The 12,859-nt window shown below is 73.4% G+C and carries 8 protein-coding genes; 4 read left to right on the top strand and 4 right to left on the bottom strand.

The window, feature by feature from the left end:
- Positions 1-335 precede the first annotated feature (335 nt).
- The gene (locus L7N97_RS13220) at positions 336-1,508 is read left to right on the top strand and encodes a zinc-dependent alcohol dehydrogenase (RefSeq protein WP_237478784.1); all 1,173 of its coding nucleotides are present in this window, start codon (positions 336-338) and stop codon (positions 1,506-1,508) included.
- A 136-nt stretch (positions 1,509-1,644) separates the two neighbouring features.
- Positions 1,645-2,073, top strand: coding sequence for a GtrA family protein (locus L7N97_RS13215; protein WP_237478783.1), 429 nt, complete (start codon positions 1,645-1,647; stop codon positions 2,071-2,073).
- Between the two features lie 145 nt (positions 2,074-2,218).
- On the opposite strand, the gene lpdA is transcribed toward L7N97_RS13215, so the two are convergent.
- The 4 genes from lpdA to L7N97_RS13195 all read right to left on the bottom strand — a co-directional run bounded on the left by lpdA (position 2,219) and on the right by L7N97_RS13195 (position 7,366).
- The gene (gene lpdA / locus L7N97_RS13210; protein WP_237478782.1) at positions 2,219-3,604 is read right to left on the bottom strand and encodes a dihydrolipoyl dehydrogenase; all 1,386 of its coding nucleotides are present in this window, start codon (positions 3,602-3,604) and stop codon (positions 2,219-2,221) included.
- A 15-nt stretch (positions 3,605-3,619) separates the two neighbouring features.
- On the bottom strand, positions 3,620-4,909 hold the full coding sequence (locus tag L7N97_RS13205; RefSeq protein ID WP_237478781.1) for a dihydrolipoamide acetyltransferase family protein: 1,290 nt from the start codon (positions 4,907-4,909) through the stop codon (positions 3,620-3,622).
- 1 nt (position 4,910) lies between these two features.
- On the bottom strand, positions 4,911-5,924 hold the full coding sequence (locus L7N97_RS13200; protein ID WP_237478779.1) for an alpha-ketoacid dehydrogenase subunit beta: 1,014 nt from the start codon (positions 5,922-5,924) through the stop codon (positions 4,911-4,913).
- A gap of 209 nt (positions 5,925-6,133) precedes the next feature.
- The gene (locus tag L7N97_RS13195) at positions 6,134-7,366 is read right to left on the bottom strand and encodes a thiamine pyrophosphate-dependent enzyme (RefSeq protein ID WP_237478777.1); all 1,233 of its coding nucleotides are present in this window, start codon (positions 7,364-7,366) and stop codon (positions 6,134-6,136) included.
- Between the two features lie 336 nt (positions 7,367-7,702).
- Between L7N97_RS13195 and L7N97_RS13190 the strand changes: the two genes are divergently transcribed.
- Both L7N97_RS13190 and L7N97_RS13180 read left to right on the top strand, forming a co-directional pair.
- Positions 7,703-9,307: a sensor histidine kinase gene (locus L7N97_RS13190; RefSeq protein WP_237478776.1), complete on the top strand. Its 1,605-nt coding sequence runs from the start codon at positions 7,703-7,705 to the stop codon at positions 9,305-9,307.
- 196 nt (positions 9,308-9,503) lie between these two features.
- The gene (locus L7N97_RS13180; RefSeq protein ID WP_309242796.1) at positions 9,504-12,818 is read left to right on the top strand and encodes a PAS domain S-box protein; all 3,315 of its coding nucleotides are present in this window, start codon (positions 9,504-9,506) and stop codon (positions 12,816-12,818) included.
- Positions 12,819-12,859: the final 41 nt, after the last annotated feature.

Raw genomic sequence — 12,859 nt, 5'->3', positions numbered from 1 at the left:
GAGGCGGCCTGCCAAGCATCGTGGCGCATCCGCACGCGCCAGCATGTCACGCGGGGCCGTCGCCCGTCCCGAGTCCCCGGTGCCGAGGCGCCCGTCGTGCCGCGAGCGTGGGCCGTGCCAGCTCCGATCGATTTCGCCGGCAGCCTCTGGGAGGCCGCGACCACTGGAGGAGTCCGACAGCGCGGAGGTCGGAGGACAATCCGTGCCGGCGTTAAGTAATGTTATAACATTGTATTTTTTTGCACAAATCGTCGATGGCGCCCGCACAGTCGAGCCCGGAACGCTGTCTTGTTCGGCCCCGTTGTTCGGCCGACGACATTTCGAGGAACATCGCCATGAAGGCCCTCTGCTGGCACGGCAAGAACGACATCCGCTGCGACACCGTGCCGGACCCGAAGATCGAGGACGCGCGCGACGTCATCATCAAGGTGACGAGCTGCGCCATCTGCGGCTCGGACCTCCACCTGATGGACGGGCTGATGCCCACCATGAAGAGCGGCGACGTGCTCGGCCACGAGTTCATGGGCGAGGTGGTCGAGGTCGGCCAGGGCTTCACCAAGTTCAAGAAGGGCGACCGCATCGTCGTCCCCTTCAACATCAACTGCGGCGAATGCGACCAGTGCCGCCGCGGCAACTGGTCGGTCTGCGAGCGGTCGAACCGCAACGGCGAGATGGCGGCCGCGCAGTTCGGCTTCCCCACCGCCGGCCTGTTCGGCTATTCGCACCTCACCGGCGGCTATTGGGGCGGTCAGGCCGAATACGTGCGCGTGCCCATGGCCGACGTGGCGCCCATGAAGGTGCCCGAGGGCATGACGGACGACGATGTCCTGTTCCTCACCGACATCTTCCCCACGGGCTACCAGGGCGCCGAGCACGCCGAGATCCGGCCCGGCGACACCACCGCCATCTGGGGCGTGGGGCCCGTGGGCTATTTCGCCATCCAGTCCGCCAAGGTGATGGGCGCCGAGCGCATCATCGCCATCGAGTCCGTGCCCGAGCGCATCGCGCTCGCGAAGAAGGCCGGGGCGACCGACATCATCGATTTCTCCAAGGAGGACACCTACGAGCGCATCCTCGAGATCACCAAGGGCAAGGGCGCGGACAGCGTCATCGACTGCGTCGGCATGGAGGCCTCGGGCGGCCACGGCATGGCCGGCATGCTCGACGCCGTGAAGGAGAAGCTCACCTCCTCCGAGCGCACGACCGCGCTCGACCAGGCGATCCGCGCGGTGCGGGGCTGCGGCGTGGTGTCGGTGCCGGGCGTCTACGGCGGGCCGGTGTCGGTCAACATGGGCAGCATCGTGCAGAAGGGCCTGACGATGCGCTCCGGCCAGACGCACGTGAAGCGCTACCTGGAGCCGCTGACCAAGCTCATCCAGGCGGGCAAGATCGACACGACGAGCCTCATCAGCCACCGCTCGACGGACCTGAAGCAGGGCCCGGACCTGTACCAGAAGTTCAAGGACAAGACGGACGGCTGCACCAAGGTGGTGTTCAACCTCGCCTGACGCCGCGCTGACGGCCCCTTAACGCCGTCGGCCTATCCCTTCGGCCCGGGCGGCGACGCGCGCCGCCCGGGCCGCACGAGGGGCGATCGATGGCGCATCCCGCCGACCCGCAGGGTTCCGTGTCCGAGGTCCGCCCGTGACGGCCGCCGCGCTCGGCCGCGCCGGAGGGGGAAGCCCGCGCCAGTTCCTGCGCTTCTGCTGCGTCGGCGGCGCCGGCTTTTGCGTCGACGCGCTGGCGCTGATGCTCCTCGTCCGCGCCGCCGGTCTCGACCCGATCACGGCGCGCATCCCGTCGGCGGCCGTCGCCATCCTGACGACCTTCGAGCTGAACCGGCGCTGGGCCTTCCGCGGCGCGGGCGCCCGGCGCTACGGCGCGGCGCTGCTCGCCTACGCCGGGGTGCAGAGCCTCGGCCTCGCCTGCAACGTCGCCGTCTACACCGGCTGCTACCTCCTCCTCCCGCCCCCGCTCGGCGCCCCGCTGGTCTGCCTCGTGGCGGCCTCGGCGGCCGCGCTGCTCGTGAACTACGCCGGGGCGAGCCGGGTGGTGTTCCGCAGGGAGGCGTGAGGGTGGCATATCGAGCGCATGTCATCGACCATCGAAAGTCGTGAACTACGTCTTCCACGCTCCTCGTCCTGAGCAGGGCCCGAAGGGCCCGTGTCGAAGGATGAGGGAGGTCGAGGACGGGGTTCAGACCTTCGGCTCCGCGACATCAGATGTGCAGCGCCTCCCCCAGCGCCCGCAGGCTCGCCTCCTGAAACGCCTCGCCCAGCGTCGGATGGGCGTGGACCGTGCCGGCCACGTCCTCCAGCCGCGCGCCCATCTCGATCGCCAGCCCGAAGGCCGCCGCCATCTCGGCCACGCCTCGCCCGACCGCCTGGATGCCCAGAACGACGTGGTTGTCGGCCCGCGCCGCGATCCGCACGAAGCCGTCCTCGCCTTCCAGCGTCATCGCCCGCCCGTTGGCTGCGAAGGGGAACAGCCCGACCTTGACCTCGTGGCCGGCCGCCGCGGCCTCGGCCGGCGACAGCCCCGCCGACACCACTTCCGGGTCGGTGAAGACCACCGACGGGATCACCCGCCGGTCGAAGGCGCGGCGTCGGCCCGCGATCACGTCCGCCACCGTCTCGCCCTGCGCCATGGCACGGTGCGCCAGCATGGGCTCGCCGGTGACGTCGCCCACCGCCCACACGCCGCGCATCGAGGTGGCGCAGCGCTCGTCGACGCGGATGAAGGGCCCCTCCATGTCGAGGTCGAGCCGCTCCAGCCCCCAGCCCGCGGTCTTCGGCCGCCGCCCCACCGCGACGAGCACGCGGTCGGCCGGCACGCGCCGGCGCCCGTCGGGGGCGTCCACCAGCAGCGCGCCGCCGTCGAGCCCCGCGGCCCGCGCGTCCAGCATCACCGCGACGCCGTGGGCGTCGAGCCCGCGCCGCACGGGGCGGACGAGATCGGCGTCGTAGGACGGCAGGATGCGGTCCGCCGCCTCCACGATCGTCACGGCCGCGCCCATCTTGGCGAAGGCGAGCCCGAGTTCCGCGCCGATGTAGCCGGCCCCCACCACGGCGAGCCGCCGCGGCACCTCCGGCAGCGACAGCGCCTCCGTCGACGAGATCACGGCGCCGCCGAAGGGCAGGCCCGGCAGCTCGGCGGCGCGCGACCCCGTCGCGATCACGACGTGCTCGGCCCGCACCGTGTCGGCCCCGACGTCGGTGTCGACGCGGCAGGTCTTGCCGTCCAGCAGGGTGCCGCGGCCGCGCAGGATCTTGACGCCGTTCTTCTTCAGGAGCGAGGCGACGCCGCTGTTCAGCCGCGCCACGAGCCCGTCCTTCCAGGCCACGGTGCGGGCGAAGTCGAGCGCCGGGGCGCCGGTGGACAGCCCGAAGGGCGATCCCGCCGCGCGGGCGACGGCGAGCGCGTATTCATCGGCGGCGTGGATCAGGGCCTTGGACGGGATGCAGCCGACGTTGAGGCAGGTGCCGCCGACCTTGGTGTCCTCGACCAGCACCGTGCCCAGCCCGTGGTGGCCGGCGCGGATGGCCGCCACGTAGCCGCCCGGCCCCCCGCCCAGCACCAGGACCTTGGCGGCGATCTCGGCCATCGTCAGGGCTCCCCCTCAGCCTTCCATGAACAGCAGCGCCGGCACCTCCAGCAGCGCCTTCACGGCCTGGATGAAGGACGCGGCGTCGTGGCCGTCGACCACGCGGTGGTCGAAGGACGACGACAGGTTCATCATCAGCCGCGGCACCACCCCGCCGTCCCGCCACACCGGCCGCAGCACCTGCCGGTTCACGCCGACGATCGCCACCTCGGGCCGGTTCACGACCGGCGTCGAGGCGATGCCGCCGAGCGCGCCGAGCGAGGTGACCGTGATGGTGGAGCCCGACAGCTCGCCCTTCGAGGCCGTGCCGTCGCGGGCGGCCTCGGCGAGGCGGCGGACCTCGCCCGCGATCTCCCACAGGCCCCGCGCCTCCGCGTGGCGCAGCACGGGGACGAGGAGCCCGCCCGGCGTCTGCGCCGCGATGCCGACGTGGACGCCGCCGAAGCGGTGCACCACCTCGGCCTCGTCGTCGTAATGGGCGTTGAGGCCGGGGAAGTCCGGCAGGACCCGCACCAGCGCGGCCACCAGGAAGGGGATCGGCGTCAGCTTCGGCCGCGCGCCGGCGTAGCGGGCGTTGAGCGAGGCCCGCAGCTCCTCCAGCGCGGTGACGTCCACCTCCTCGACGTAGGAGAAATGGGCGACGCGGCGCGTCGATTCCGCCATGGCGCGGGCGATGCGGCGGCGCAGCCCCATCACGCGCACGTCCTCGACCGCGTGGTTCTCGGCCCGGCCGGGGGCGGAGGCGGGCACGGCCGGGCCGCGGAGGTAAGCGTCGAGGTCGTCGTGGGTGATGCGGCCCGCGGGGCCGGTGCCGCGGAGCTGGCGCAGGTCGACGCCGAGGTCCAGCGCGCGGCGCCGCAGGGCGGGCGAGGCGAGCGGGCGCTCGCCGGGCGCGCGGGGCGCTCTCGCTGGAGGGGTGGCGGAGAACCGCGGCGGCGCGGGCCGGACCTCGGGCGTCGGCGCCCGCGCGGGCGGCGCCTCCATGTGCCCCCGGGTGCGCTCCGGCGGGCGCGGAGGGGCCGGCACGGCGGGGGCCGCCGGGCCGTCGGCGGGCGGCTCGGGCGCGCCCACCTCCAGCCGCACCAGCTCGGAGCCGACCGCCAGCACCGTGCCGGCCTCGACACCCAGCGCCGTGACGGTGCCGTCGGCGGGCGACGGGATCTCGACCGTCGCCTTGTCGGTCATCACGGCGGCGAGCACCTGGTCCTCGCGCACTGCGTCGCCGACCTTGACGTGCCACTCGACGACCTCGGCCTCGGCCACGCCCTCGCCGATGTCGGGGAGCCTGACGGAGCGGGTCGCCATCTCAGGCCTCCACGATCTTTAGCAGCGCCCGGGCCACGCGGGCGGGGCCGGGGAAGTAGTCCCACTCCTGCGCGTGCGGATAGGGCGTGTCCCAGCCGGTGACGCGCAGCACCGGCGCCTCCAGGTGGAAGAAGCAGCGCTCCTGGACCAGGGCCGCCAGCTCCGCCCCGTAGCCCGAGGTCAGCGTCGCCTCGTGCAGCACCACGCAGCGGCCGGTCTTCCTCACCGAGGCCTCGACGGCGTCGAGGTCGAGCGGCAGCAGGGTGCGCAGGTCGAGGATCTCGGCGTCCACCCCGCAGTCCGCGGCGGCCGCCTCGGCGACGTGCACCATGGTGCCGTAGGCCAGCACGGTCACGGCCGCGCCCTCGCGCCGCACCGCGGCGCGGCCGAGCGGCACCGCGTAATGCCCGTCCGGCACCTCGCCGAGCGGGTGCCTCGACCAGGGCGTGACGGGCCGGTCGTGGTGGCCGTCGAAGGGGCCGTTGTAGATGCGCTTCGGCTCGAGGACGATGACCGGGTCCGGGTCCTCGATGGCGCTGATGAGCAGGCCCTTGGCGTCGTAGGGGTTCGACGGCACCACGGTCTTGATGCCGCAGACGTGGGTGAACAGCGCCTCGGGGCTCTGGCTGTGGGTCTGGCCGCCGAAGATGCCGCCGCCCGTCGGCATGCGGATGACGAGCGGCGCCGTGAAGTCGCCGCCCGAGCGGTAGCGCAGCCGCGCCGCCTCCGACACGATCTGGTCGTAGGCGGGGTAGACGTAGTCGGCGAACTGCACCTCGACGCAGGGCTTGAGGCCGTAGGCCGCCATGCCGACGGCGGCGCCCACGATACCGAGCTCGGAGATGGGCGCGTCGAAGCAGCGGTCCGCGCCGAAGCGTTGCTGCAATCCCTGGGTGCAGCGGAACACGCCGCCGAAATAGCCGACGTCCTCGCCGAAGACGACCACGTCGGGGTCTCGCTCCATGGCCACCGCCATGGCGTCGCGGATGGCCTCGATCATGGTGCGGCGGGGCATGGGTCAGGGCCTCGCGCGACGCGTCCCCTTCTCCCCTCGCGGGAGAAGGTGCCCCTGCGGAGCAGGGGCGGATGAGGGGGGCTGGTGCCGCGCTCGACGATGCACCCGTTGATCGGATGGCGTCGCGCCATTCCCCCTCATCCCCCTCGGCTTCGCCGAGGGACCTTCTCCCGCGAGGGGAGAAGGGGAAGTCGCGCCGGCCGTCGCCCTCAAAACCCCGCCTCCTGCCGCTGCCGCCTCAGATGCGGCGGCATCTGCGCGAAGACGCCCTCGAACATGTCGCGCGGCGAGGGCTTCGGCCCGGAATGCAGCGTGCCGTGCGCTTCCGCCTCGCGCTGGGCGCTCAGGATCTCGTCGAGGATCTCCGCCTCGCCCTGGCGGTGCCGCTCCTCCGACCAGGCGCCGCGCCCGATCAGGTGCCGCTTCAGCCGGTCGACGGGATCGCCGAGCGGCCAGGCGTCGAACTCGGCCTTGGGGCGGTAGGCCGAGGGGTCGTCCGAGGTCGAATGCGCGCCGGCCCGGTAGGTCACGTGCTCGATCAGCGTCGGCCCGAGATTGCGGCGGGCGCGCTCGACCGCCCAGCGCGCCACGGCGTGGACCGCGAGGTAGTCGTTGCCGTCGACGCGCAGCGCCGGGATGCCGAAGCCGTGGCCCCGCGCCGCGAAGGTCGCGGAGGAGCCGCGCGCCATGCCCGAGAAGGTCGAGATGGCCCACTGGTTGTTGACGACGTTGAGCACCACCGGCGCCCGGTAGGTCGAGGCGAAGACGAGGCCGGCGTGGAAGTCCGGCTCCGCGGTGGCGCCGTCGCCGATCCACGCCGCCGCGATGCGGGTGTCGCCCTTGATGGCCGAGGCCATGGCCCAGCCGACCGCCTGGATGTACTGCGTGGCGAGGTTGCCCGAGATGGAGAAGAAGCCGAACCGCTTCGACGAATACATGACGGGGAGCTGCCGGCCGAGCAGCGGGTCGCGCTCGTTCGAGAAGATCTGGTCCATCATGGTCGAGAGCGGGTAGCCGGCGGCGACCAGCAGCCCCGCCTGCCGGTAGGTCGGGAAGTTCATGTCGCCCGGCTCCAGCGCCCGCCCAAACGCGCAGGACACCGCCTCCTCGCCGAGGTGCTGCATGTAGAAGGACGTCTTGCCCTGGCGCTGGCACATCAGCATGCGCGCGTCGAAGGCGCGCAGCGTCATCATGTGGCGCAGCCCGTCGAGCGCCGCGGCGTCGTCGAGCGTCCCGGCCCAGGGCCCCACGGCGCGGCCCCCGTCGTCGAGCACGCGGATGATCGTGTAGGCGAGGTCGCGGATGTCGTCGGCCGCGGCGTCGACCGGCGGGCGGCGGACCGCGCCGGCCTCGGACGTCGCCACGTCGGCGAAGTCCGGCGTGCCGCCGGGCCGTACGGCCGGCTCCGGCACGCGGAGGCTCAGTGGTTTCGCGTCCGCCATCGCGTCCCCCGTCGGGGCGGGGTCGGCCCCGTCTCGGAGGGGAGCCTAGGACGGGGCCGGGCGGAGATCAACGGCGGCACGCGGAGGGGCCGGCGGCCGACCTCCCGCGGGGGACATTGCCGCAGCGCTCCGACGTGCGCGACGTGCCGGCGCCATTATAGATCGCTCATTCCTCTCTCCCCCGCCAATCGACGGGCGCGGGCGATAACCTAGGTTGTTGTCGTTCATCAATATACGTCTTAACTTGTCGAGCGAGCGCGACTGGCCGAGCCTTGAACACCCGACCGGCGTCACAGCGTCTCGCGACATCTCGGGCGATCAAGGGGCCGGCGAGACATGCACGACTTCAGCCGCCACGCGCCCCCCGAAGCTCCCGTCGGCGACGGGATGGCCGAACGCATCCGCCGGCACGACTGGGCCGCGACGCCGCTGGGCCGGCCCGGACAGTGGCCGGCGGTGTACCGGACCGCCGTGGACTTCATGCTGGCCGCCGACGTGCCCATGGCGGCGCTCCTGGGCCCCGACCTCGTCCAGGTCTACAACGATCCCTACCGCGACGTGATGGGCGGCCGGCACCCGGACGGGCTGGGGCGGCCGGTGCACGCCTGCTGGCCCGAGTCGACCGGCCGCGACCGGGCCGCCGTCGCGCGGGTCCTGTCGGGCGAAACGGTGACGGTGGAGGACGGCCCGCGCGCGTCCGGGCGGGACGGGGCCCGCTTCCGCCTGTTCCACCATCCCCTGCGGGACGGCGGCGGCGCGGTGGTGGGCGTGCTGATCGTGGCTTCGACGTCGGAGGGCTCCACCGACGCAGGGTTGCGCGTCCGGGGCGCAACCGCCGCCGATCCGCGCGCGCTGCTCGACGAGGTCGAGCGCCTGCGCGGCGCCCTGGCCGAGCAGGCGCGGGTCATGCACGACCAGGAGGAGGAGATCCACCACCTGCACGACGAGGAAGCGCGGGTGCGGACGCTGATGGACGGCATCCCCCAGCTCGTGTGGCGGGCGGTCGACCACGGGCGCTGGACCTGGGCCGGCCAGCAATGGATCGACTTCACCGGGCAGGACCAGGACGACACCCACGGCCTCGGCTGGCTGGAGCCGGTGCACCCGGACGACCGCGCCCCGACCCTCCGGGCCTGGGCCGGGGCCGAGGCCGCGCAGAAGCTCGACGTCGAGCACCGGCTGCGCTTCGCCAAGGACGGCGCCTACCGCTGGCACCACACGCGCGCGGCGCCGGTGCGCGACGCGGAGGGCCATGTCGTCGAGTGGCTCGGCACCTCCACGGACATCGACGAGCTGCGCCGGCTCAAGGACGGCCAGAGCGTGCTCGTGGCGGAACTCCAGCACCGCACGCGCAACCTCATGGGCATCGTGCGCTTCCTGGCGGACAAGACCGCGAAGACCAGCGCCGACCTCGACGATTTCAGCGCCAGCTTCCGCGACCGGCTGGACGCGCTGGGGCGCGTGCAAAGCCTGCTGTCGCGGCTCGACGACCACGACCGTGTGACCTTCGGCGAGCTGATGCAGGCGGAGATGAAGGCCCTGAGCGGCATCGCCGACAGGGTGACGCTGGACGGGCCGCCCGACGTCCGCCTGCGCTCGTCCACCGTCCAGACGCTCGCCCTGGCGCTGCACGAGCTCGCCACCAACGCGATCAAGCACGGCGCGCTCGGCCAGCAGCAGGGCCGGCTGGCCATCACCTGGAGGCTCGAGGACGCGGGCGCGGAACACCGGCCCTGGCTCCACATCGACTGGCTCGAGAGCGGCATCGTCATGCCGGAGGCCGACGGCGAAGCCCTGCGCGGCGGCGGACAGGGGCGCGAGCTGATCGAGCGCGCCCTGCCCTACCAGCTCGGCGCCCGCACCAGCTACGACGTGAACCCCGACGGCGTGCACTGCGCCATCTCGCTGCCCGTGTCCGCGACGGACCCCGCGCCCGACTGACGCGGCCTGCGGCCGGAAGGGGCCGGGCAGGATGCCCGGACCTGCCGAGATTTGACCCGTCGCCGATGCTCTGGCACCGATCGGCCATGCTGCCTGCTGTCCCTTCAGCCGCCCCGCACGCCCCCGAGCCGAGCGGATCCGTCGCGCGCGAAGCCCCCATCGGCGGGAAGGCCTGTCCGGCCCGGCGCCCGGCGCCGTGAGCGCGGACGAGATCGCGCGCCTGCGGCGGCGCGAGGCCGAGCTCGAAGCCGAGGTCGCCCGCCTGCGCGCGGAGGTCGCGGGCGCGGCCGGCCGCGCCCCCGCCGATGCAGGGGCTCCGATGCCCGCCGGGCGGGACGAGCTGTTCTCCGCGATCGAGAAGGCGCGGATGCCGATGATCCTGACCGACCCGAACCGGCCGGACGACCCCATCGTCTTCGCCAACCGGGCCTTCCAGGAGCTGTCGGGCTACGCCGCCGCGGAACTCGTCGGGCGCAACTGCCGCTTCCTGCAGGGCCCGGATACCAACCCCGCCCAGATCGCCGAGATCAGGGACGCGATCGCGGCCCGGCGCGACGTCGCGGTCGAGATCCTGAACTACAGGCGCGACGGCACGCCCTTCTTCAACGAGCTGTTCATCAGCCCCGTCTTCGACCGCGACGGCACCCTGCTCTACCATTTCGGCAGCCAGCTCGACGTCACCGGCTGGCGCCGCAGCCGCCGCCTGCTGGAAGCCAGCGAGGCGCGCCTGCGCGCCATCCTCGACAGCGCGGTGGAATTCGCCGTGATGGTCACCGACCGCGACGGGCGCGTGACTGACTGGAACGTCGGGGCCGAGCGCGTCTTCGGCTGGCCGGCCGGCGAGATGGTCGGGGACATGGTGGAGCGCATCTTCACGCCCGAGGACCGCGCCATCGGCCGCGCCGCGACCGAGATGGCTCTGTCCCTGTCCGAGGGCCGGGCCAGCGACGAGCGCTGGCACCTGCGCCGCGACGGCTCGCGCCTGTTCGCGGCCGGCGAGATGATGCCGCTGCGCGGCGCCGACGAGGCGCATCTCGGCTTCATCAAGATCGTGCGCGACCGCACGGCCGAGCACCTCGCCGGGCGCGCGCTCCGGGACTCGGAGGCGCGGCTGCGGCGCGCCCAGGAGGCCGGCGGCGTCGGCCTGTTCACGACCGACGTGGCCGACGACCTCGTCGCGCCGACGCCGGAGTTCTGCCGCCTCTACGGCCTGCCGGTGCGGGACAGCTATCCGGCGCGCGCCTTCGAGAGCCTCGTCTTGCCCGACGACGCCGGCCTCATGTCGAGCGCGGAAAGCCGGCGCAGCGGCGACGTGCTGCGCGACGTCCAGTACCGCATCCGCCGCGCCGACACGGGCGCGCTGCGCTGGATCGCCCGCACGGGCGAGATCGAGCGCGACGACGCCGGCCGGCCCCTGCGCTTCTCCGGCGCGGCGCGCGACGTCACCGAGCGGCGCGAGGCCGACGCGGCCCTGGCCCGCAGCGAGGGGCTCTACCGCGCCCTGTTCGAGGCCATCGACGACGGCTTCTGCATCATCGAGTTCTTCGACGGGCCGCACGGGCCGCTGAGCGACTACGTCCACGTCGAAGCCAACCCCGGCTACCAGCGGCACACGGGCATCGCCGACATCGTCGGCCGGACGCTGCGCGAGATCGCCCCGACCCAGGCCGACGAGTGGGTGGAGCTCTACGGCGAGGTCCTGCGCACCGGCCGGCCCGTGCGCTTCGAGCGCGAGTTCGTGGCCGTGGCGCGCCACATCGAGGTGTCGGCCGCCCGCGTCGAGCCGGCGAGCCGGCGGCAGGTGTCGGTGCTGTTCCGCGACGTCACCGAGCGCAAGCGGGCCGAGGCCGCCCTGCGGACGAGCGAGGCCCTGGTCCGCGAACACGCGGAGCGCGTGCAGCTCGCCCTCGGCGCGGGCGCCATCGTGGGCACCTGGGTCTGGGACCTGCCCACCGATCGCTTCACCGTGGACGAGGCCTTCGCCCGCACCTTCGGGCTCGACCCCACGCTCGGCCGCGATGGGCTCAGCCTCGAGCAGGTGGTGCAGACCGTCCACCCCGAGGACGCCGCCGGCCTCGCCGCCGCCATCGACGCGGCGGTCGCGCGCGGCGGCGCCTACGCGCACCAGTACCGCGTGCGGCGCGCCGACGGCGTTTATCGCTGGATCGAGGCCAACGGCCGCGTCGACCACGGGCCGGACGGCACGCCGCTGCGCTTCCCCGGCGTGCTCATCGACGTGGAGGAGCGCCGCGCCGTGGAAGCGGAGCGGGACCGCGCCGCGGCCGCGCTCAGGGCCCTCAACGAGACGCTGGAGCAGCGCGTCGCCGAGCGCTCCGCCGAGCTGATGCGGGCCGAGGAGCTGCTGCGCCAGTCGCAGAAGATGGAGGCGGTGGGCCAGCTCACGGGCGGCATCGCCCACGACTTCAACAACCTGCTGACCGGCATCTCGGGCAGCCTCGACCTGCTGCAGAAGCGCGTCGCGCAGGGGCGGCTGAACGACCTCGACCGCTACCTCGTCGCGGCCGGGGGCGCGGCCAAGCGCGCCGCCGCCCTCACCCACCGGCTGCTCGCCTTCTCGCGCCGCCAGACGCTGGACCCGCGGCCCACCGACGTCACCCGCCTGATCCACGGCATGGCGGACCTGATCCGCCGCACCGTGGGGCCGGCCATCACGGTCGAGACGGTCGACATGGCGGGGCTGTGGACCGCGCTGGTCGACCCGCACCAGCTCGAGAACGCGCTGCTCAACCTCGCCATCAACGCCCGCGACGCCATGCCGAACGGCGGCCGACTGACGATCGAGACCGGCAACAAGTGGATGGACGACCGCGCGGCGCGCGAGCGCGACCTGCCGCCGGGCCAGTACCTGTCGGTCTGCGTGTCCGACACCGGCACCGGCATGGCGCCCGACATCGTGGCCCGCGCCTTCGAGCCCTTCTTCACCACCAAGCCGCTCGGCCAGGGCACCGGCCTCGGCCTGTCGATGATCTACGGCTTCGCGCGGCAGTCCGGCGGGCAGGTCCGCATCTATTCCGAGCCTGGCGAGGGCACGATGGTGTGCATCTACCTGCCCCGCCATTACGGCGAGGGCGAGGGCCGCCCCGCCGCCGAAGGGCGCGACGGCGGGGCGCCGCGCGCCGCCGCCGGGGAAACCGTGCTGGTGGTGGACGACGAGCCCACGGTGCGGATGCTGGTCGCCGACGTGCTGTCGGACCTCGGCTACGGCGCGGTCGAGGCCGAGGACGGCCCCTCGGGCCTCAAGGTGCTCGCCACCGCGGGGCGCATCGACCTCCTCATCACGGACGTGGGCCTGCCGGGCGGCATGAACGGCCGCCAGGTGGCGGACGCGGCGCGCGTGCTGCGGCCCGACCTGAAGGTGCTGTTCATCACCGGCTACGCCGAGAACGCGGCCGTCGGCAACGGCCACCTCGAACCCGGCATGGCGGTGCTCACCAAGCCCTTCGCCATGGACGAGCTCGGCGCCAAGATCCGCTCGCTGATCGAGGGGTGAGGCGCGGGCCGGAGGCGGGCTCGCGGCGCCGAGAAGGGCCG

It is taken from the genome of Lichenibacterium dinghuense, assembly GCF_021730615.1.
Classification (GTDB): Bacteria; Pseudomonadota; Alphaproteobacteria; order Rhizobiales; family Beijerinckiaceae; genus Lichenihabitans; species Lichenihabitans dinghuensis.
This window is presented reverse-complemented; position numbering and strand designations above follow the sequence as displayed.

Excerpts from the sequence above, each read along its gene's own strand:
- L7N97_RS13220 (WP_237478784.1), top strand. The coding sequence starts at position 336 with ATGAAGGCCCTCTGCTGGCACGGCAAGAACGACATCCGCTGCGACACC.
- lpdA (WP_237478782.1), bottom strand. The coding sequence starts at position 3,604 with ATGGCCGAGATCGCCGCCAAGGTCCTGGTGCTGGGCGGGGGGCCGGGC.
- L7N97_RS13205 (WP_237478781.1), bottom strand. The coding sequence starts at position 4,909 with ATGGCGACCCGCTCCGTCAGGCTCCCCGACATCGGCGAGGGCGTGGCC.
- L7N97_RS13200 (WP_237478779.1), bottom strand. The coding sequence starts at position 5,924 with ATGCCCCGCCGCACCATGATCGAGGCCATCCGCGACGCCATGGCGGTG.
- L7N97_RS13195 (WP_237478777.1), bottom strand. The coding sequence starts at position 7,366 with ATGGCGGACGCGAAACCACTGAGCCTCCGCGTGCCGGAGCCGGCCGTA.
- L7N97_RS13190 (WP_237478776.1), top strand. The coding sequence starts at position 7,703 with ATGCACGACTTCAGCCGCCACGCGCCCCCCGAAGCTCCCGTCGGCGAC.